This is a genomic window from Algibacter sp. L4_22 (genome assembly GCF_023473045.1).
Classification (GTDB): Bacteria; Bacteroidota; Bacteroidia; order Flavobacteriales; family Flavobacteriaceae; genus Algibacter.
The window spans coordinates 14,442-37,679 of sequence record NZ_JAMCOK010000011.1 but is presented as its reverse complement, the minus strand read 5'-3'; the positions used below and the strand labels follow the sequence as shown (position 1 = coordinate 37,679).

Here is a 23,238-nt window from a genome sequence, read left to right as displayed (position 1 = left end):
CTTCCGATCCTTTATTATTCTTATAGTTATTGGATGTAGATTTTTTGAATTTGGTCGTTTAACTAAAAAAGGTGTTACTGATGCCATAAGTATTGATTTTTAATAAAGATAAAATTATGTGTATTTATACGCTGCTAAAACATAGCTAAAACATTCTTTGATATTAATTGATTTCATTTAATACTAAATAAAATCTAAAGCTTCATTTTTAATGAATTTTAAAGGTATTCATATTGATTTAACATAGTACGCTCTAAATTCATAACTCGGAGGTCATGGGATCGTGCCCCATTCTCGCTACAGGTAAACAAAGGGAAAGCCAAGAATTTTATTCTTGGCTTTTTTTATTTTGCTAAAACATTTGGTGCTTTTTTTTAACTTAACTATTAATAGGATTAATTTAGCCTAAATTTTATTAAACCTCATTATAGTAAAAAACTAACGAAGAGATTCAACATATACATAAATATAGTACTAGTACAGTTAATTATAATTTATATACTTCTAACCTGCACAGCGTTTAACACAGGTAAACCTTTAATTTTCTCAAAATCAATAGCGATACCTTTACCATTAGTAACCTGTACTTCGTATTTAATTTGAACTGCTTTTTCTGAGCCATAACGTGCTCTTAGGTTAAATTCTTTTTCAATATAAACGGTATTAAAAAGAATATTATAAACCCGATCTGAAATATCTTCCTTTACTTTATCGTTTCCTAGATTATAGACTAATTTTTCATTTTCTTTATCCGATTCTAGTTCTGCCCAATGTAAGGTTATGGCATACTTTCCATCCGGAACATCAAGTTTAAATTGCTCTATTCCAACACGCTGTGTTTGATAAACGGGATCGTTTTCTGAATCGATAATATCTAACTCTGAACTCGGTAAACTACCATATTTGGTCTTAGGTTCGTAAGGCTGGCCACCTACAAATCCCCAACTACCTGATTGGTATGCTTTTTCTGGAATCCAAATAATGCTTTGCTTTTTATCTTCATACATTCTTTTTGAACCTAAAAGCACATTCAGTTGATAAAATTCATCTTTATAATTAGAAAACTTATTTGGTGCTAACCTAAAATCGACATCCATAACATCGACAAAAGTCTTTGAATCCAAGATACTTTTAGCAACCAAAGCATTAGTTCCGTTTACAAATGGTATTGAAAAACGAGCAATATTATTTTTAACCTCAGCATTATAAGTTTTTCCATTATGTAATAATTCTACCGAATTACCATTACTATAAACCGTAACAGGCTGCGTACAATGTTGCGTGCCTGCCTCGGCAACACCACCACGAATTGTCCATTGGTTTTGCCCAAACTTAACCACAGGCTCCTTAGAAAGATAGGTTTTATACAACCACCACGTGTCTTTCTTTTCTCTGTTTAAAGTTGTAATACCCTTTAAATTAGTTCTTGGCAAAGCATAACCTCGAGATTCGGAATAAAAATCGTTTAAATTCCAAATATTAGCCCCTACAATAAAAGGTCTTTCAACAATGGCTTTTAAATAATGTTCGTGAAACTTATTGCCATATTCTACAGTATAATCAAATCGTTTCGATTCGAAGGAATGCAATCTAGGATGTACGTCTGCACCATATTCTGTTACAATTAAAGCTTGATTTGGGAACAATTTATGGAGTTCATCTAGATTTTCATCAAACCCCTTAAAAACACCACCATACCAACCTTGGTATAAATTCCAACCAAGAATCATAGGCACCGCAGTTAAACCTGCATCTTTGTAACGGCTAATAGCACCGTGATTAGGAATCATGGTATATCGACTAGAATCGAGTTCTCGAATATGAGCTTCTATTTTAGACGCCAGTTGGGTGACATTTTTTGCATAAATTTCATAACGTGCTTTTTCTGTTTTTTGACTAAACGGTAAACGTAAAAGCACCTCATTCATATACGCCCAAATAATAAGCGATGGGTGGTTGTTGTTTTGTTTTACCATTTCCTCTGCCATAACAAGGCAGTTTTCGGTAAAGGCTTCCGATTCGGTAATGGCGTTTACAATAGGGATTTCTACTGAAGCTAAAATGCCAAGTTTGTCGCACATTTCTAGCACGGTTGGATCTTGCGGATAGTGTGCAATTCTTAAAAAATTACCACCCATCTCTTTTAACAAACGTATATCGCGCATGTGCATTTCATCGGATAATGCATTTCCTTTTTTTAAATAATCTTGATGCCTGTTTGTACCTATTAATTTTAAATGCTCACCGTTAAGGAAAAATCCTTTTTCTGGGTCGAAGTTAAACCAACGTAACCCTAAAGGCTTTATAGATTGATCTAAAACCTCTCCCGTTTTAACATCTTCAATTTGGGTAATTACGTTATACAAATACGGATTATCGGGTGACCATAACTGCGGGTTTTTAATAGTAAAAGCCTCTAAAATCGTTTTGTTTTTTTCGCTTTTGCTGAATTTTACTTTTTTAGCAGTGGTTGCAACCGTTTGTCCATACTTATCAATAATTCGATTTACAAGGTTAACAGCTTTATTGCCGCTCAATTCATTTTTAATCAGGCTTTTTACCTCAACTTTAGCTATAGTTTTTGAAACCTCAGGTGTGCTAATGTAAACACCCGACGTACTATAATCGTCCATTGAAAAATGAATAGCGCTACGTTTTAGTAAAAATACATCGCGATAAATACCTCCAAAAAATGTAAAATCGGCAGATAGTGGTGGAATGTCAATATTATGACTGTTATCTACTTTTACAGCCAAAATATTGTCATGACCATATTTTAAAAATGATGAAATATCGAAATGAAACCTTGTGTAACCACCTTTATGCTGCCCTACCCATTTTCCGTTTACATACAAATCGGCCACTTGGTTTGCACCTTCAAAATAAATGAAGGTTTTAGTTTTTGGACGCTCTTCTTCTGCTATAAATATGCTTTTTTTATACCAACCAATTCCACGGTAATAGCCTGGTGTATCGTCTGTCGCATCTATATTATTCCATGTATGCGGAATGTTTATTGTTTCGCATTGGGCTTCTTTTTCTGTTGAAGAATTTTCAATCTTAGAAACATCTATATCACCCTTATAAAACACCCAGTTATTATTAATGGTGAATTTTTGATGCGATTGAGACCATCCACTAAAAAAAGCTGCGATGGTAAACATTAAAACATAAATATTTTTTTTCATTTTCAATAGTAATAGTTAATCAATATTTTCGAATACGCCACGATCTGGATTTCCTTGTATTGGATTTCCTAAAAAGTCAATCATTGGGTGGCCATTAATTTTTACTCCCTTATTAATATCCGGAGATTCATCTTTTAATAAAAATCTTAAATAAGACTTCCAATTCGTTCCAGCAGCCATAGCACTTTTAAACTGCGGATTCAATTTACTTTTAGCTGAATCTTTAGGCTCGTTTATTATATCCCCAAAAAAGGTATTGGATTGAAAAGTGGTATTAGTACTTTTAGTAAATTGAAACATATTCCCTTCGCCTAATGAATAAAATATATTGTTTTTGTATTCCGTATTATCCGGATATCCGTTCCAGCTTTTATGATAAATAAGCTGTACTGCATCATGCGCCTTTCCTGCAAAAAAGACATTGTTATAAATTTTAGTATTAGTAGTTGTACCGGAATTCCTTACAATGTGGTGAGCGTTGTCTTCAAAAATATTATACCTAATAATTGTGCCATCATTAAAACTAGTTTTACTAGCACCATCATTACATATAAGGATGCCTCCATGACCGTTATGATGGCTATAATTGTACTGAAATATAGTATTTTTACAATTCCAATCACTATCGAAACCACCTGCATCTACATCTGGTTTATGGTCCCAACTATCGGCTTTACTATTATAATACGTATAGGACGCTTCGTTATACTGAAAAAGAACATTGTCGCAATTAAATGGGAAAGATGCATTACCGCTACCTTTAATGCCATTATAGGTAAACAAGCAATGTTCTACTAATGGTGATTTTGCCACCCTAACAATTAAAGCATTAGCACCAGCTTTTTCGAATTTATTGTTTCTAAAAACAACATTTGTATTTGGATACCAATTGTGAATTTTACCATTTGCTAGCGTTTCGCCCCAACTGCTATTTAAAGATCTACGGTCCCAAACAGATTTGTTAGACCAACCTGTTCTATCTACATTATGTATGTAGCAGCCCTCAACATACAAACCATCGAAATTAGATTTTATCTGTTGTGAAACGTTTTTATCTCTAGTAATTTTAACAAAAACACCTCCATTATCTTTGGTACTCATATCACCATTTACATGGCAAATCTCTAAATTAATTAATTGAATATCGTGAAGTGTCCCGCAATCCTTTCCTTCAATATAAACACCCATTTTAGGCGCATATACATAAGTCGTATTATTTTTTAATGGATACTCCCTTGGCGTTTCTGAAACGGCGTGATTTTTAATTTTTAAATCGCGTAATTCTAAATATTCTTGATTAAAAAATCGAATAGTATAGGATACAGATTCTCCATTAGCAATGCTACCAGCAGCATCTAAAACAGGCATTGGTCCCGAACCGTAAGCTCCAAAAACTATGCGTTTGTTTTTAGCACCACTTCCCTTTGGTATAAAGTTGCCTTTCCAGGAGCCGCCTCTTCTAAAAAGCACAGAATCACCTGGTTTTAACTGCAATTGATTTAATTTTTCGATGCTTTTAAACGGCGCTTCTTTACCTGTACCATTGTTGGTATCTTGCCCAATAAGATCGTCCACAAAATAGGTGGTTTGCGCTTGCAACAAGGCAGACATAAAAACAAAAACGTAAACAATTCTATTTCTCATTATAATTTTAAGCGTTTTAATTTTATTATTTTTCTGAAATTAGTTTTAACATTTCGGTGGCATAGCGTTTTCCTAAAAGTAGCTGACTTGCACTATCAAAATGTGTTTTATCTATAGTTGATGTATTTTCGGTAGTTACAACACCTGTATTTTTAACCTTGTTTGGCAACTCCAAAATCATGGTATTAAAATTATTTCGTAGTGGTTTATCTGGTGATAATTGTCCGGCAACAAAGGGTAAATTAGGTGCGTTCAAATCTTTTCTTAAAGCTTCAATTAATGCCGTTATTTTTAGCATATATTGTTTATGTTTTCTTGAATTCGCTTCACCTTGGTGCCAAATAACACCTTTTAAAACACCATCTTTCATGGCCTTTTTCACTTGACTTATGGCTTCATTATAAAAGGTCTTTCCTGGCTCCCATTCTTCAATTGACGTACCACCTTTGGCATTAACAATCAATCCTATTTTTTGATTTGGAATGGCTTGAGTCATTTCTTTTGCAAAACCATAACTAGGACCTATTTTTTGCATTTTCAAATCCTTTCTAATCGTAGAATATTTATTTAAAGGATTTGCTGCTTTTTCCCATGGCATATCTTCAATTCCTGTAAAGAGAAATACATTTGGAATGCTATCTTGATCTTGCAACTCTATGGGTGCTCGCCCCGCCATATTAGATTGCCCGATACATAGGTAAAGATCCATTGTTTGAGTATTACTTTTTTCTAAACTAGATGTTGATTTACATTGATACAAAAAAACAACACATACCAATAAAAGTATTTTGAATTTATTCATTTAATATTCTATTTTCAATTAATTTTCTATTCGTTTTTTCAAAAAGCCATTACAATAATTCAACCTTAAAAGTGCCTTTCGGAATAATAACGGTAACATTATTCGCTTTAGAATTAACTATAGGGACTTTTATACCATCTATTTTTACTGATGAAATACCTACTGCATAAAAAGTCACTTTAGTCCCAGGAGAAACAATTTTTCCTGTTGCTGATTCAGCGTCAACCCCTATATTCATGGATAATGCAACTGAAGCTTCGGATTGAACCCCTATTAACGTGTGCTGCCCTGATTTAAAGGATAACCCCTTTACAAAATAAGAAACCAACTTCCCTCCTAGTTTTCTGTAAACTATATCTTCTCCTTGAAAAGATTCTAAACCACGTTTTCCTATTCCATTTCCATGTGAGGTAAGTGCCACATCTACAACCTGACCTTGGGAAATTTCACTCCCTGAATAATCGCCTGTTGTAATTCTCTTTAAATCTCCGGCTTTATGGGTTTTATCACCAGGAAATAGGACCGTTAGAATATCGGCTTGTTGGTTGCGTGTATTGTAATTAACATACATATAATCTGAAGCAAAGGCATACCCAGATCTATCTTGATTGGCTATCTTTTTTAATTCTACCGATGCTGGTTCTGTTCCCAAAAAGGTAGTTAATGTAGTCTTATTATTAGAATACAAACGAGGTCCTGAATTTCCTTTTTCTATTTTAATTTCAGAAAAATATTCGGTGGTATTCTTAACGGTATTTAAAATTGCTGAATTAGGATGCCACACTACATTAACATTATCTTCCTGTTTATCCGTAGTAACATGATCCATAACCACATAATAGCCATTAACGTTATTTGAAGGTTGCATGAATACTACATCTCTAAAATGAGTTCCTTCTAGAGCTTTACTACTAGAGCCTCTAAAATATTCTATACTCTGTCCTATTATGCCTTCAACAATACCATCTCCCACTTTTGAGGTATGTCTTTTTCCGCCTATCATTAACGTATTAGCTGCTTCGGAATTTGAATGCATAAAATCGAAAGTAGCCGTTACTCCGTTTATAGTTGCGTTGGTACTAGGCCCATCGTATCCCGCATTACGCATTAAAATTTCGCCATATCCCGCCAATGCCAATGCGTTAGTTTCATAATGGGTATGATATTCAATATTACCCTTAAGATTCATCATACTCATGTAAAGGCCATTGGTAGATTGATCTTTTGATTTTAAAGCAGCATAATTTTCAAACAAGCGACTTGGTGCTAATTCTGCATCATCCGTACTAAATTCTAATGGATTATTTTTTACAGCTGTTCCTGCCATAATGAGGTAATTAGATAAATGACCTTTTAAAACAGCTTCTGAAACACCAGCACCTTCACGCAATACCCACATGCCATATCTATAGGCTTCTGGTGAAAAGCGAGCCCCCGAAACTAAATGTGGAGACAAAATGATATTCCCTTCTTCAATATCCCATGGTTTTTGAACTTCGGTATTTCGCGAATCGCCATACAGTAAAATTCTACCGAAAGGCGCTGTAGCATAACCATATATAAATTCTTTTAATCCTACAATCCCAGGGTTAGTGTAATATTCGTTATACCCCATATATTCCATGATATCTAACATGGTATTTTTGGCTGCACGTTCAATGGAGTTCCATCGTTGTACGCAGTAGCCATTACCTGCAGGTGATACTCCATCATTAGGCATATAGTGCTCTGATAATCCTATATCAAATTCTTTTTTTGCATTTTGAAATTTAGCATCATCTCCAATATATTTATAATACATCATTCTCATAGCCCATCCATGAGGATCCCATTTTCCTATTACTAAGGCCATTATTTTATCTTCTAGCCAACTTTCATATTTAGAAAGAACCTCTGCATCCAAATCATATCGAATAACATCGAGTGCCAAAAGCGCATAAAACAATTCATGAGAGCGAACGGAAGATGTAGCGGCGCCATTACCAATTACAATAGTTTGAATTCTGGTTTCGAATTTATTTTTAATAGCACTAATATATTTAGCTTTATTTGCAGGGTCTAGAATATATGCTAGTGCGTTAGCTCCCATAACATCCCGGGTTTCCCCATCTCCTAGATTTGCAATGGAAATAGCACTAGTTCTCATGTCCCCAAACATTTTAGAAGTCGTTGCCAGTTTTCTCCAATATGCGTAATCGCTAGTATCAACAATGTTTCCTGCATACCCTTGAAGTGGTATAAACACTGTACAAAAAAATACTATTAAAACTAATTTGGTAGCACCATTAGTTACTTTCATGTTGTTATCACTATTTAATTTATCTACTATTTATTCGTTTTAATTCTCTATTACTCCAATAGCTCATCCAGCTTCATAATATTAAATCGTCTATTCACTCTTTTTAAATTTAAAGCATCATCTCTACTTGGACTGCTCGTAACCCAATACCGCATGTGGTTTTTGCAACAAGCCTTTCATATCTTCGATGATAGCTTTATATTTCTCATCACTTGAATGTACTAAGTTATTCCATTCATTTGGATCGTTTTCCTGGTTATAAAGTTCCTGAGAACCATCAAAATATTCTGTAAATCGATACGAACCATATTTCACAGTAGCATATTTCCCTCTTCTGAAAGTATAAGCTGGGTGTTCCCATTTAAGGCTAGGATTTTTTATAAGAGGAACTAGACTTTGCCCTTCAACTTGTTTATTTTCAGGAAGCCCGCATAACTCCAATAATGTTGGATAAAGGTCAATAAGTTGAACGTTAGATTCAACCGGTTTTGCGATACCGTTTATTGAACTAGATCTAGGATCCTTAATGATTAATGGCACTTTAGTTGAACGATCCCAAGCGGTGTGTTTTTGAAACCTACTTTTTTCTCCCATATGAAATCCATGATCCGACCATAAAACGACAATGGTATTATCTCTGTACGGACTCTTTTCTAGGGCATCTAATATTTTTCCAACTTGAGTATCTGTAAAGGTAATGCAAGCCATATAAGCCTGAAGCATCTTACGCCACTGGTTGTTCTTAATCGCCCAAGGCACATCGGGATAAGAATTCCAAACCTCTTCAGCTGCTTTGGGAATGTCATCATAATCATCTGCTTTATAAGGCGGAAGTTCGATTTTATCAAGAGGATACATGTCTAAATACTTCTGTTGAATATATAAAGGCGTATGCGGACGCATAAAACCTGTCATTAAGAAGAATGGTTTATTGTGTTCCTGTGATAGTTGATCTACAGCCCACTCTGCGGCTTTATAATCACTCATTTCATTTTCTGGTTTGTGTATTGGGCCCCAATCTAAAAGTCCTTTTGAGCCAAACCAGTTTAGTCTTTTCTTTTTTCCATTTTCATCTAGATTGAAGTCCCATGAACCACGACCGTGAGATACATCAACCGTTTCTTCGGGAACGTGGTGATGAAGTAGCTTACCAGCTGCCATCGTCTTATAACCATAATCCGCAAAATATTGATAAATCAATGAAGAACCTTTTTCTTTAACAGCGTTAACAACCTCTTCATCCTCCCGCTGTATACTGCCTTCCATTCCGAAGCCCAAACTGTGATAATACATTCCAGACATTACGCTTGCACGTGAAGGACCACAGACCGCGTATTGACAATGAGCTGACTTAAAAAATGTTCCTTGTGAAGCTAGTGCATCCATGTGTGGTGTAATTGTTTGGTTATTGCCCATATAACCTGCCCAATCATTTAGGTCATCTACAGCAATAAAAAGCACATTTGGTTTTTTTTCTTGTGCTATAAGTTTAGTCGCAGTACTGCTACCAATCAGAAGTAATATGAGTGGTACAATTTTTAAATAATTCATATTATTTTTTATTAATTACTTTTTATTTTATTTATGAACGCCATGGTTTAGTATTAAATAATTTAATTTTGCCTTTTCAAAATATTATTTTGATGTCAGTAATAAACGATTACCTTTTAGTTCTATCGTATCCGAATAATCTTCCGTCATTATCTCAATGTTATTTTCTCCCCGAATTACCTTAAATGGTTTATCCAAATTTGTTAGCTGATGTACCACGATGAATTTTGTTGATTTACATTCCCTTCTGATAATTAACATTGGCTTGGTAAGCTTTTTTAGGTTTTCTGGTGTATCATTCCATCCATTGTCGACAACCATTGGGGTGTTTGTTACAAAAACCTCGGTACCCTTTTCGCCTCCAACATCAAGTTTTACGCGTTTTCCTTCCTCGTCAAAAAAACCACCCTGCCAAGAATTATGGACAAGGCCTTTTTTTCCTTTTCTTAACCAAGAATTACCCTCTTCTGTTGATTCAGAGTCAATAGGTTCCAGCTTATAGTCTTTATCAAAACCATCATAATCTTCCAAATCTATTTTTGTATACAATTCAAAGGCGCCTTCATTATGTAAGATGTAGTCATAAGTGTGAATTTCATCACTGCTACATTCAAATATATCGATAAGATAATCGGGGGTAATTCCAAATGTTCGCCTTTGATTTACACCCTCATAGATTGATCCCTCAAGAGAGATCGTTTTCATGCGCCCCGTATCTTTAATATCCGAAAAATTAATATCACTGAATTCCTCAATTCTCTGAGGTAGCTGATACCTTCTTTTATCTGGTCCTTTTTTATCAACAAGAACCGTATTATGACCTATACTATAATGAGAAATTGGTGTTTTGTTACGATTGTTTCTTGAAGGTTTTGGTGCCAAATAATTCCAGCCTAAATCCCAATCAAGATATATCATTTTTCCATTTACAATTAGATCGAAGTGAAATGGATCGTCATTTCCATGATATTGCGTGGTGTTTCCATTTCGTACATGTAGAACATTATTTTTCCCGTTCCAATAATTCTTACCCTCCACCGTACTAATCATAGCATGTCCGTGTTCTGGGAATACAGAGCTTTGAAAAGATGGAGCTTCTATGTTCTCCAAAGGTATTCCATAAATAAGCGTATTATCTCCCCAAACAGTCACATCTAGACTAAAACGCTCTTTTTGCTTGTTAATCACCCAAGCATATTTTGGGTCTTTATAGGCTTTATAAAATATCTCAAATTTGTTTACCACACGATCCGCCGGATCGTCAAACAAATATCCTCCACTATATTGATTTTTGAGTACTTCTCCATTTGAATTCAAGATGGCAAGATGTGCGGCATCGCCATTAGATGCTAATAAACCTTGCGGATAGCATAGTTCAAACAATCCGTCAATCATTCCTTTTATAGAGCCTCCACTTGGAGATACATAATGGTATAAATCCTCATATTCACTTACCCGTGAAGCTTCAGCCAATAAACTCATTGCACATAATACATAATGAATGGAATAATTGGAAGGTTCAGGCCAAAATTTCCCATCCCTTATTTTATTATCAAGGGCAGTTTTCAAGCCAAATTTGCCGTTGATAGAACGATCAATAGCTTCTTCATTTGATGTTAAAAACCCCATAACACCCATTGCTGATATACCCCAAAACTGAGTATTTCCCAATCGGCCAATAAATTTATCTTCATATCGTAAATACTGCTGAGTAATTTCCTCAAAACGAATCATTAAAGCATCTTTGAAAGAACTCATTATGGGATGGTTTTTGACCATGTCCCATGTCCAGAAATAATTCATTCTAGACATTCCCCACGACCAGATTTCCTTGCTGGTAGGCAAACCCAATTTATTATAGGGAACTTCCATCTGGTTCAACTTAAACTCACTTATTAAATGTTCTTTAATCTGAATCAGCTTTGTGTCGTCACCTGTCAGCCGATAATGTATTGCTATATATTTTAAATATTGCCCGGTTGACCATTGGCGCCAGCTCCCTTTCCAATGACTTTTAAAAAAGTCATCTTCCGACCGAGAAACAGTATTCTTCAATACTTCAAAACGTTTCTTAGCCCAGCCAAATTGCTTTATATTTTCTCTTATACGTTCAAAATCCTGCTCATTCAGAAATAGCTTTTCATTACCACCAATTATTGGAGGTGTAGAATTACCCATACAACCCAGCGGTAATATAAGTGCCCCAGATGCCAATAAACCTAATTTCGAAAACTCTCTTCTTTCCATTTTTGGAGATGTTTTAAATCTGTTTCTAGTACTGTTATAACTTCAATTTTGAATAATTCTGAATCATCTGGCAATTTCTATTCGGTTAGAATTACTTTAACCAATCTGGTATATTACCATTATCTGTCCAATCTTTTACTCTTTTATCTAGTTTATCGCCTTTCCACTCTGTCGAACCAGCAGGAATAGCATCCTGTTTTGGTAACCATTTTTTATGCGCTTCAATAACCTCTGCATATTCAGGATTACCAGCTAAATTAATGTGTTCTCCAGGGTCGGTTTTATGATTGTATAATTCTTCGCCGCCATTGCGATACCTAATGTATCTCCAATTGTTACTCCTTACTGCATGGTTTTTGTAATACCATGTTGTTAATATAGACCGCTCTGTTTTTGTTTCTGGCTCATTAATTAAAGGTACCATACTTTCGCCTTCTAATTTTGATAATTCAGGAAGATTACAAAGTTCTGTTAATGTTGGGTACACATCTAAAAGGCTAACCACCTGACTACTTTTTTGCCCGTTACTTTTGTTATTTGGTACTTTGAAATATAACGGCACCTTTGTAGCTTCTTCCCAAAGGGCTTGTTTTCTAAAATGTCTTTTTTCTCCTAGATGTTGCCCATGATCGGACCATAAAACAATAATGGTGTTTTTTCCATTCGGACTTTTCTCTAAAGCATCAATTACCTTTCCTATTTGCTCGTCTACAAATGTTACGCAAGCTAAATACGATTGTACCAATTCTGGTAAAATTTCTTTTTTCTGGCTTACATCGCCCCAACCGCCACGAGGTGTGTAACCATAAGCAATGGCTTTTCCCATAATGGGAATATCTTCAAATTCATCTTCAGGAACTTCTGGCACAACAATATCTTCGATAGGGTATAAATCGAAATATTTTTTTGGTGCTGTATACGGTACATGCGGACGAATAAAACCAACTGCCATAAAAAATGGTTTATCTTGTTTTTGATTAAGCTTATTGATTGCCCAATTAGCTATTTGTTCATCATACATGCCTTTTTCAGGTATGTCTTCATCCTCTAAAGGGCCGCCACATAAGGAGTAAAACCTATTAGTATCCTTATAGTTTTCAATTATATCTTTTTCACCATAAAGTTCTACCAACTGACCTCCATTTTTTGGAAAAGGATAAAACATAGTACCTCGATACCCATAACCATTTTCTTTTATATGAGGCTCCATATTTCTCCAAAATTGAGGTGAATATTCGGTCCAAAAATCATCTGTTTTATCTTTATAATCCGATTCACCGCTATGGAAAACTTTTCCTGTAGCGTAGGTATTGTAGCCATTGTTTTTAAAATGCTCTGGTAGCATACTATGGTTTGCCATGACGGTTTCATAATTCTTTTTCATATTAGCCGTAGAGCTATACCAACCGGATGACGTTGGGTGAATACCACTTAGAATTGAGTTTCTAGAAGCTGTACAAACAGGTTGCGATGCATGGGCATTTGTAAATAAAATACCTTCGCTAAATAACCTATCCATGTTAGGTGTAATAGCCTGTGGATGCCCAAGTAATGCGCCTTCCCAATCGTTTAAATCATCTACAGAAATAAAAAGCACGTTTGGCGGCGTTTCAGTTGAAGTCTCTTTACTTTTAGTTGACGAACAACTTGATAAAAACAAAAAAATTATAAATACTGCAAATATTTGTTTCATTATGAATTTTATTATGATTGTTGCTTATTAGGTTATTTTTTCAGTTTTGCGACTGCAATTCCAAATTCACCAGAAATAGAATAATAGAGATATACCTCGTTATTATCAATCAAAATAGCGGGATCTCTTAATTCATGAACCGGATTTCGAGTAAAACCATTTACAGATGTTTCGATAGGAAGATTAACACCTTCATAATCTTTTTCGGGTTTTAAAATTTCATTTGGAGTACTAGCCTTCCAACTCTCCCATGTGCCTTCAGAAAGATTGACTTCACAATTAAGAATACGTTCTGGTGAATCTCCCTTTTGAGAATAAAACACAACGAGTTTATCTCCATTTAAGCTTAATGCTGTATGTCTTGCCTTTGGTAATATTAAAGCGCCTTTCTTAAACGGTTGCATGCCATCTTCCGAACGATAAAAAGTACCTTTTACTAAAGCGTAATAACTAAATTGGTATTTAAAAACTCGAAAATACGAAGGCCCCAATACAGTCTCTGATGCCTCAAAATTCAGCCCATCATTAGATGTACTAAAAAACGTTTTTTGCCCTTCTTTGTTATGGTTATAGCTATGAAAATACATTCTCATGGTTTTTGTTTCGTCATCTATAATAACATCTGGTGATGCAATATGACCTACTGCTGCGGTTTTATCGATATGAAGTACACCTGGTTTATAAATTGTCCATGGACCGGTAGGCGAATTGGCATAAGCTAACCTAATAAATTTACCATGATGGTGAGCAAAGTACATGTAATATTTACCTAAAGGGTTTTGGACCCAATCGGGAACTTTAATAACTGAAGGCCCATTAATATTACCGCCTATTTTACCTTCTAGCCCATCCATTTTGGGAGAAATCATGGGGTTGTTTTCTGCCCTAACAAACTCATAATTTCCCCAATCTATAACATCCGATTTGGATTTACAAGATGAAGCTCCTAAAGTTATAAATAAGCAAATTAGACCATATAATGCGCTGGAATGGTTCATATTATTTTTTGTTGTTATCGAAATATGAAATTAAACTATAAACATTATTATTTAGAGCTTCCATTTTTTTCATCATTGGTTCCCAAACTTCATATTCATTACTTACAATACCTTTATTAGCATCAATATTTGAAGGATCTACACCTTTAGCCGTTGGGTCGTTGTCTTGATATTTAAAATAATGCCAACCCACACAGTTTTTAGACTCCAATAAAGCTAGATTGTAATTTTGATAAAAAAGACCGCGATCTTCTTGTGTACGTACAATCCATCCAGCTCCACTAGTATTTCCCATACCAGAATCTTCTCCCTTTGTATAATACTCGGTAACTATAAAGGGTTTACCCGACCATTTTTCCCAATAGCGCATTTGTTCTGCATCTGGCGTCCAGTAATTGTAATAATTATTAGAAATGATATCGAGATATTTACCAGCCGTTTTCATAAATGCTTCGTGATTTTTTTCTTTAGCATAAAAACGTGAGCCAATATACATATGGTTAGGATCGTACTTCTTAATGGCTTTAGAAATTATTGAAAAATATTTATCGGCTACAACAGCCATAAATAATTCGCGATGATCGTTTGTAATTTCTTTCTTGGTAATTCCTTGTTCTTTTAACCAATTTGCGGCGGCTTTATATCCATAATCGTCAGTTGGTAAGCTTAAATAATTATCTAAAGCTTTAAATTTAAAAGGCATTTCGTTATCGGAAAAGTGTCCGAATAAATTAGGATCGTCTTTATATTGTAACAGTTTTTTAGCGTGCGTATCGCAAAAGGTTTCAAAATTTGGATCAAACACAAAAATAGCATCGTTTGGATATCCCGTATGTCCAGGTTGCTGGTGTGTTCCACCACGTTTGCGCCCGTAACTACTCATAAAATTCCAATTTACCGTATACGGAAATGGTTTTTCTAAGGTTTTATTTACTTCTACAATTGCATCCACATCACTCCAAGAACCTGCACTATTAAAACCATTGTCTTGTAACATGCTTAACGTTTGGTTTATCCAGTTTTCTTTAGTTTGAAACTTTTTTGTAAACGCTGCTCTAGTACGTTCAGATTTCCCAGTATTGATACTATTTAAAGCAATATTAAAATATTGATAGCCTAACGGATCGATACCCCACCAACGATCGCCTATTTTTTTAACATGAAAAAATCCTGTTGCTGCACCTGTTTGTTTACTTAAATCGCCACCATACTTACTCGTTTCTTCCTTATTTTTAGGTACTTTATAACCTGGAAGAAATTCTACTGTTCGAGTTTTAAAAGGTTTATAATCTTTATAACTTCGAGTGTCATCTTTGTGATACACTTTTACCTTAGCATCAACCATTACAAACTCTTTATCAGCATTTGTAGCAGGCTTTTCTTTTGGTTTTGTATTTACGCAACCAACGAATAAACTTGCTAAAAATATAACAGATATTTTTTTCATGACTTTAATTTTTATTCAATTTTACCACTGATAATCTTTTCCTTCTCGGCTATTTTTCCATGATGCTTTAATTTTTTCTAGTTCTGCCATCATGGTTTTTAATACTTCTGGTTTTTCTAAAGCTAAATCGTGTTTTTCTCCAGGGTCGCTTTTTAAATCGAAAAGCATCATGCTATCTCCTTTATTCGGAATACAAATTTTATATTGTCCGCTAACCAATGCATAAAGTTCTGTTCCATTATACAAACGCTGATAACCTGAAGCGATAGGAACGGTTCTTTCTTCGGAAGCGCCATTTAATAGTACTGGTTTTAAACTCACGCCATCCAAAGGAATTTTCTTGCTTGGTTTAATATCAAGGATATCTAAAATAGTAGGTAAATAATCTACCGTCGAAGCCTGATAATTTAACTTTTGATTGGCTTTAATTTTCCCTGGCCATAGTGCTAAAGAAGGTACTCTTAAACCACCTTCGTACATAAGGTGTTTATGCCCACGAAACGGACCCGCAGAAGCGATTCCTTTTTTAGTAATTGGTCCCGAAGGTCCATTATCACTAGTAAAAAAGATAATGGTATTATCTTCAATATTCTTTTCTTTTAAGAACCTACGTAAGCGCCCAATTTGATCGTCCATAGCCGTGATACAGCCATACAAATGTTTTTGCCCTTCTGAAAGGTTTGGGTATTTTGCTAAATACTCCGGTCCTGCAACCACAGGTTCGTGTGGTGTATGAAACCAAATAGTAGCTAAAAAGGGTTTATTTTCTGAAATAGATTTTTCTATAAAAGGAATAGCGCGATCCATAATAATTCGACTATCATCTCCCTCTAAATTATCGGTTACCGGTGTTCCGTTTTCAATATAAATAGATCCGCCCCACGACCCATCATCCATAGCACCCCAACTTTTCCAACCTTCTGGTGTTTTTGTTGGATTCCATGTAGGCACAGCACTTTTAGTAGCAAAAGTTTCATCATACCCATGATGCCATGGTGGTGAGTACATTCCGCGAGATTCTACTTTGTCGGGTTCCAACCAACCTAAATGCCATTTACCGAAAAATCCAGTTTCATAACCTTCTTTTTTTAGATACTCTGGAATTATTTTTTCTGCAGGTCTCATACCTCCTGTGTGTGCCGCAAAAATGCCTTGCCTAAATGGACTTCTACCCGTTAAAACACTAGCTCGTGTTGGAGAACATAATGGTGCTGCCGCATAGAAATCGGTAAAAGTTACACCTTCTTTAGACATATCATCTAAATGAGGGGTAATAATGTTTTGGTTTCCATTAAACCCAACATCTCCATACCCTAGATCGTCCGCCATAATTAAAATAATATTGGGCTGACTTTGTTGCATCTTTTGAGCGAAACCTTGAAACACGACTAAATTAAGAGTAAAAAACAAAGCCTGTTTATAAAAAAATAGATTGGTCATATATAACTTATTTTAGCAGATAATTACTGGTTATAGCCCTCATTTTGTTCCATTGCTGCTCCTGTATTAGCATCTATAATACCCTGTGGTATTGGTAAATACTCGTTATACTCAAACACTTTAGTAGCATCTAAACGTGGGTTGTATTTAATTGTCCATTCGTAAAATGTTCCTGTTCTTACTAAAGTATGTTTTCTATATTCTTCAGTAACTAATTCGCGAGAGCGCTCCTTTAAAATAAACTCTAAAGTAACATCAGAAGCGTCAATTTCTGAAGCATTAGAACGTCTTCTTAGGTCGTTTAAATATTGAGCTGCCAAATCATTTTTACCTTGGTTCATTAATGCTTCGGCGGCTAAAAGATAGGTTTCTGCTAATCTTACAAACATTTGATCGTCGTATTGCCCTGCATTAGATGCATTTGCAAAAAAGAAAGGATCGTTGTATTCCCATTTTCTAACCCATGGCCATAAAAAATGCTCCTCTAAATCGTCTGGTTCATCATAATCCATATTGGTATACTGCACTACATCAAAATCAGTAGCTGTTTCATCGGTTGGAAAAACATAATATTTTTTTACACAATGCTCAGAATATCTATCATCGAAAGATTCGTACCAACCGAAAGCCGAATCGGTAACAGATAAACGACCTGCTCCTTTACCTCCATTGTACGTGTATTGCGTATCCAAATCTAACTTTTTCAACACAGCATCTTTAGTATAATATGTAATCCATGCATTTTTCATATATATATATTCATTTCCTACAATATCGGCATACGCATTATTTATTACCCAAAGCACTTCTTTATTACCATCTTCGGGTCTTGGGTTATCAAATATATCTGAAAACGCATTACCTGGCTGTGATGCGTTAACACCAAATCTAGAAGTCATAAGTTCGTATTCTGGACTATTTATAACTCTAAGCGCTTCAGTTTCCGCCTTTAAATCTTCGCCCATATCAAGGTATAACTCTGCTAACATTGTACTCGCAACAGCACTATTTACTTTACCTGTTTGCTCTTTCATTTCAAGATGATCGCGTGCAAAACTTAAATCAATTTCCATTTGCGCATTAATTTCTTCTATAGAACTACGTTCCCAATCGTTACGATAGGTTGTTCCATCAATTTCTTCAAGACTTAAAGGTACCGCACCCCAACCATATCGTAAATGACGGTAAGACCAAGCACGAATTAATCTGGCTTGTGCAATTACTTTATTTTGATTTACTAAATCTGCAGAATCATTTCCTCCCATCCAATCAACAGCTGTAGTTTCAGCGCGATTGATAATTAAATTACTTGAATTAATAATTCTGTATAACAAATTAAAATTTGATCCTACTAAACTATTTTCAGAATTTAAATCGGCATAATCGTTAAACGGATCTATTTGTCCTGCTCCATTATTTACAAAAGCATTATCGGTGCCCATTTGCCATAAAGATGCACGTGTAGTATTGCTTTGCGACAATCTATCTTCTCTAACCAATGCATACAAAGCATTTAGGCCATTCTCGAAACCATCATAATTAAGTAGCAGGTTTTCGGCGAATATATCATCTTTTGGTTCTTCCTGTAAAAAAGTCTCTTCATTACAAGAGCTCATTAAAGCGGAACCAATAATTACTAATAATATCAGTGTTTTTTTCATGTTATTATTTTTTAATTTTTATTTAAATACTAAGTTTTAAACCTAGTAAAAAAGATGTTGTTTGAGGCACAGCAGTTTGCTGAGATGAGCTATTTGAAAATTCAGGATCCAAACCTATCCAATCTGTTTTAGTATATAAATTTTTGATGTTAGCAAAAAGCTCTAGATTACTAATATTTAATTTCTGTAATGCATCTGAAGGAAATTTATAATTAAGTGTAATATCTTGTAACCTTATAAAATCGGTACTACGATAAAACTGCATACTACGCTGATTTACATTAGCCGACCTATCATTTCTTGGATATGTATTGCTTTGATTTTCTGGAGTCCAAAACGCTACATTATATCTGTTTTCTCTAAGATCAATATCATTAGTATACAACAATGTATTAGCTTGTGTAATACCTGAAACCATATTTAAAAAGAAACTTAATGACCAATTTTTATACTCGAGTGTATTTGTTAACCCAGCTACGAAATCTGGAATTTGGCGTCCGATAACTCTTTTATCTGAAGGCGAGATATCTCCACTACCATCAGCATCTAAATATCGAATATCTCCTGCCTGAACATCGCCTTGTGGCGTACCTGTAACATCTTCTTGGTATATACCATCGAAAACATAATCGAAATTAACATTAATAGGCTCTCCAATAAACCACTCATTATCAACATCGTCAATATAATCCCCTTCACTATCTGTTAATCCCACGTTAACAATTTTGGTGTTGTAATGTGCGATATTAAAATTAGTAGACCATTGAAAATTATCGTTTCTTACATTTACAGTTGATATTTGAAACTCTATTCCTGTATTAGATGTTTCACCAATATTTTGAGTTATAGAACCTGTACCGTTAACATTAGATATAGATTTACTTAACAAAAGATCGGTTGTTTTTGATGAATACACATCTATTAACCCTTTAACTCTATTTTTAAAAAATCCAAAATCTAATCCCGCATTAAAAGACGCTGTTGTTTCCCAGCCTAAGGTAGGATCTCCTAACCTACTTGGATAAAAACCGAATAAGGTGCCATCGTTTTCGTCAACATAATCTATAGATGATAAAGTTGGTAATGTAGAATAAGCAGATACAGCTTCATTTCCACTTTCACCATAAGACAATCTTAATTTTAAATTATTGATAGTATTTGAATCTTCTAAAAATTTCTCATTCGCAATATTCCATCCTAATGCCGCCGAAGGAAAAATTCCAAACTTACTATCTGTTCCAAATGCTGAATAGCCATCACGACGTGCTGTTAAGGTTAGTAAATATCTTGAATCGAAAGCATAATTAGCTCTAAGCATTTGAGACAAGTGTGTTTGCTTGTTATACGATGCCGTAGGCTCTATTAAACTAGCTTTACTTGCTTGGTAATAAGTCATTACATCATTTGGAAACCCTTGTGCACTTACATCATGATTTTCAGACCATTCGCTTTGGGCACTATAAAGTCCTGTTAAAAATATAGAGTGTTTTCCGAAGGTGTTTTTATAACTTATAATATTCTCAATAAGCCAGTCTTCATCATATTCGTTTGCTAAATCTAACGAGCCACCAACACTCAAACCAGATCGGGTATTTCGGCCTCTATATGTTTGCGCTAATCTAGTGCGGTAATCGTAACCTGTGTTTAACTTATATGATAATCCTTTTACAAAAGGGACATCTATTAAAAGGCTATTATTAGATGTAAATCGACGAGATATATCGCTATTATCATATAACAGCGCTGCTAATGGATTCGTTACGTATACGCCATCGTCCCAAGTTTCTAATGTTTGAGAGCCATCTTCATTGAATGGGACTCCTAATGGATTCATAGAGAATGCGCCAGAAAAGCTAGCATTATTACCACTTCGATCGTAATAACCGTATTGAGTACTTGTATTAAACGTCATCCAAGGTAATAATTTGTGATCCAAATTAATTCTTAAAGTATAACGCTTAAAATCATCGCCAAGCGAAACCCCTTCAGAATTTAAGTATGATAACGATACATAATATTTTGTTTTTTCAGAACCTCCTAAAAACGATAAATCGTGTTGTAATGTCTGCCCTGTTCTTGTTGCTAGATCTACCCAATCAGTATTTCTACCAGCTGCATAGCCTTCATCTTCTACAAGAGAAGTTGTTAATCCACGGTCTATTTTAGTTTCATAAAATGTTTTACCATCCATTAAACTAGGTATATTAACTGCTTGATTAATGGTTGTTGACACAGAATAATTAACCGTCATCTGACCTTCTTTTCCCTTTTTTGAAGTAATAAGAATAACGCCATTTGCACCACGAGAACCATAGATGGCTGCAGCCGATGCATCTTTTAATACTTCGAGAGATCCTACATCTTTTGGGTTAATTTCAGATAAATTTCCAGAGAAAGGAACACCATCAAAAATAATTAATGGTCCATTGGAAGCAGAAATAGAGTTTTGTCCTCTAATTAACATGGAGTTAGAAGAGCCCTCGGCGTTTGATGCATTTACCGTAATATTCATACCTGCCATAGTACCTTGAAGCATTTGCTCTAAACTAGCTCTTGGCCTAGATTCTAGCGTTTCTGGACTTACAGATACTACAGACCCAGTTACATCACTTTTCTTTTGAGTTCCATAACCAACAACTACAACTTCATTTAAAGCAGTCTCAGAAGTTATCATAACCGTATTAATTACGGTTTTGTTACCTATTTCAATTTCTTGAGTAGCCATACCAATATAACTAAACACAAGAGTCCCACCTTCTCCAGAAACTTGCAATGTAAAATTTCCATCGAAATCTGTCATGGCACCTGTGCTTGTACCTTTTAATAACACAGAAACACCAGGTAAAGCGCCTCCGTATTCCTCCGAAACCTGACCTGTAATCGTTTTATTTTGAGCGTACCCTAATAAGGTAAACAAAACAAACGCTAAACACAGAGGTTTAATTAATAATTGCTTTTTTTTCATAAATCTAGTTTTTAGTTTGGTTGTTAATTTCAGTTTGTCTTAGTAATGCCTCTAAATAGTAATAATCGGCATATATTAGTGGTACATCAATCTCAGAATTTTTTGGTTTAGATCCCGTTGAATGCTTTAATAAAAACCCTTTATTAGCGCCTTTAGTGTTAAAGTATTTTTTTGATGATAATGATATTAAAATGTTATTTGCTGTATTTACATAGGTGTCCTTGTTTTTACTAGAATACGCACTAAGTTCAAAAAAAGCAGATGCCATAACGGCTGCAGCCGAAGCATCTCTAGGTTCGGTTTTAAAATCCTTTAAATCGAAATCCCAAAGCGGCACATAATCTTCTGGTAATGTTGCGATGTTTAAAATATAATTAGCCACATTTTCAGCTTGTGTTAAATAAATAGGATCTTTTGTTTCTCTATATATCATGGTGTAACCATAAAGCGCCCAAGCTTGACCACGAGACCAAGACGACTCATCGGAATAACCCTGATGCGTGTTTTTTGAAACCACCTCGCCCGTTTCTGGGTTGTAACCAACCACGTGGTAAGAACTATAATCATTTCTAAAATGATTTTTCATGGTTGTTTTAGCATGCGTATTAGCGATGTTATAAAACACAGAATCTCCTGTTTCCTTCCATGCCCAAAACAGCAATTCTAAATTCATTAAATTATCTATAATTACTGGATAATCCCATTTATCTTTATTGTGATCCCAAGATCTAATACATCCTATTTTCTCATCAAATCGAGTTATGAGTGTTTTTGCCGATTGAATTAAAATGACTTTATACTTTTCATTTTTAGTAACTTTATATCCCTCTCCAAAACTTGGCATCATTTTAAATCCTAAATCATGATTTGAAGCATTAAATTTTTCACTTTCTAATTCTAAGGTATAATACTCCGCTTTTTCCTTCCAATGTTCTTCTCCGGTTAAATTATACATAGACCATAAAACTCCAGGATAAAAACCACTAGTCCAATCTCTTTTTCCTACTAGATGAAGTTTGCCAGATGGCGTTAGTGTTCTTGGAAAAATTCTACTCGTATTTTTAAGACCAAGCGTATCTTTTATTTCAGGAAAATAAGAAAGTTGTTCCGTTATGGTATTGATTAATTTATCATGACTTACCTTATTATTTTGCTGAAAATGGCAAGCTTGAAATAAAACAACAAAAAGTATTAAAAGAGTAATCCGCCTCATAGAAATATATATTATGTTAACAAAAATAACCTTAGCGCTTTCTTTATTTCTATTAATTGTTCCCTATTAGTATCAATTATGTTTCATTTA

The 23,238-nt window shown here is 34.7% G+C and carries 13 protein-coding genes; all 13 read right to left on the bottom strand.

What is annotated here, in order from left to right; all coding sequences use genetic code 11:
- Window positions 1-494: 494 nt before the first annotated feature.
- Window positions 495-3,188 carry a glycoside hydrolase family 2 TIM barrel-domain containing protein gene (locus M4I23_RS19045; RefSeq protein ID WP_249755451.1) on the bottom strand — a complete coding sequence of 898 codons (2,694 nt, stop codon included), beginning with the start codon at window positions 3,186-3,188 and terminating at the stop codon, window positions 495-497.
- Window positions 3,189-3,203: 15 nt separating this feature from the next.
- The gene (locus tag M4I23_RS19040) at window positions 3,204-4,832 is read right to left on the bottom strand and encodes a right-handed parallel beta-helix repeat-containing protein (protein ID WP_249755450.1); all 1,629 of its coding nucleotides are present in this window, start codon (window positions 4,830-4,832) and stop codon (window positions 3,204-3,206) included.
- 25 nt (window positions 4,833-4,857) lie between these two features.
- Entirely contained in the window at window positions 4,858-5,634 is a 777-nt protein-coding gene (locus tag M4I23_RS19035) for a sialate O-acetylesterase (RefSeq protein ID WP_249755449.1), read from the bottom strand.
- A gap of 49 nt (window positions 5,635-5,683) precedes the next feature.
- The gene (locus M4I23_RS19030; RefSeq protein WP_249755448.1) at window positions 5,684-7,933 is read right to left on the bottom strand and encodes a hypothetical protein; all 2,250 of its coding nucleotides are present in this window, start codon (window positions 7,931-7,933) and stop codon (window positions 5,684-5,686) included.
- 123 nt (window positions 7,934-8,056) lie between these two features.
- The gene (locus tag M4I23_RS19025; RefSeq protein ID WP_262922307.1) at window positions 8,057-9,484 is read right to left on the bottom strand and encodes a sulfatase; all 1,428 of its coding nucleotides are present in this window, start codon (window positions 9,482-9,484) and stop codon (window positions 8,057-8,059) included.
- Window positions 9,485-9,568: 84 nt separating this feature from the next.
- Complete coding sequence (locus M4I23_RS19020) at window positions 9,569-11,731, bottom strand: alginate lyase family protein (RefSeq protein WP_249755447.1); 2,163 nt, start codon at window positions 11,729-11,731, stop codon at window positions 9,569-9,571.
- Between the two features lie 91 nt (window positions 11,732-11,822).
- Window positions 11,823-13,424 carry a sulfatase gene (locus M4I23_RS19015; RefSeq protein WP_249755446.1) on the bottom strand — a complete coding sequence of 534 codons (1,602 nt, stop codon included), beginning with the start codon at window positions 13,422-13,424 and terminating at the stop codon, window positions 11,823-11,825.
- A 32-nt stretch (window positions 13,425-13,456) separates the two neighbouring features.
- The gene (locus M4I23_RS19010; protein ID WP_249755445.1) at window positions 13,457-14,422 is read right to left on the bottom strand and encodes a hypothetical protein; all 966 of its coding nucleotides are present in this window, start codon (window positions 14,420-14,422) and stop codon (window positions 13,457-13,459) included.
- A gap of 1 nt (window position 14,423) precedes the next feature.
- On the bottom strand, window positions 14,424-15,869 hold the full coding sequence (locus M4I23_RS19005) for a hypothetical protein (protein ID WP_249755444.1): 1,446 nt from the start codon (window positions 15,867-15,869) through the stop codon (window positions 14,424-14,426).
- A gap of 21 nt (window positions 15,870-15,890) precedes the next feature.
- Entirely contained in the window at window positions 15,891-17,309 is a 1,419-nt protein-coding gene (locus M4I23_RS19000; RefSeq protein ID WP_249755443.1) for a sulfatase, read from the bottom strand.
- A 23-nt stretch (window positions 17,310-17,332) separates the two neighbouring features.
- The gene (locus tag M4I23_RS18995) at window positions 17,333-18,970 is read right to left on the bottom strand and encodes a RagB/SusD family nutrient uptake outer membrane protein (protein WP_249755442.1); all 1,638 of its coding nucleotides are present in this window, start codon (window positions 18,968-18,970) and stop codon (window positions 17,333-17,335) included.
- 22 nt (window positions 18,971-18,992) lie between these two features.
- The gene (locus tag M4I23_RS18990) at window positions 18,993-21,935 is read right to left on the bottom strand and encodes a TonB-dependent receptor (protein ID WP_249755441.1); all 2,943 of its coding nucleotides are present in this window, start codon (window positions 21,933-21,935) and stop codon (window positions 18,993-18,995) included.
- Between the two features lie 4 nt (window positions 21,936-21,939).
- On the bottom strand, window positions 21,940-23,148 hold the full coding sequence (locus tag M4I23_RS18985; protein WP_249755440.1) for a glycoside hydrolase family 88 protein: 1,209 nt from the start codon (window positions 23,146-23,148) through the stop codon (window positions 21,940-21,942).
- Window positions 23,149-23,238: the final 90 nt, after the last annotated feature.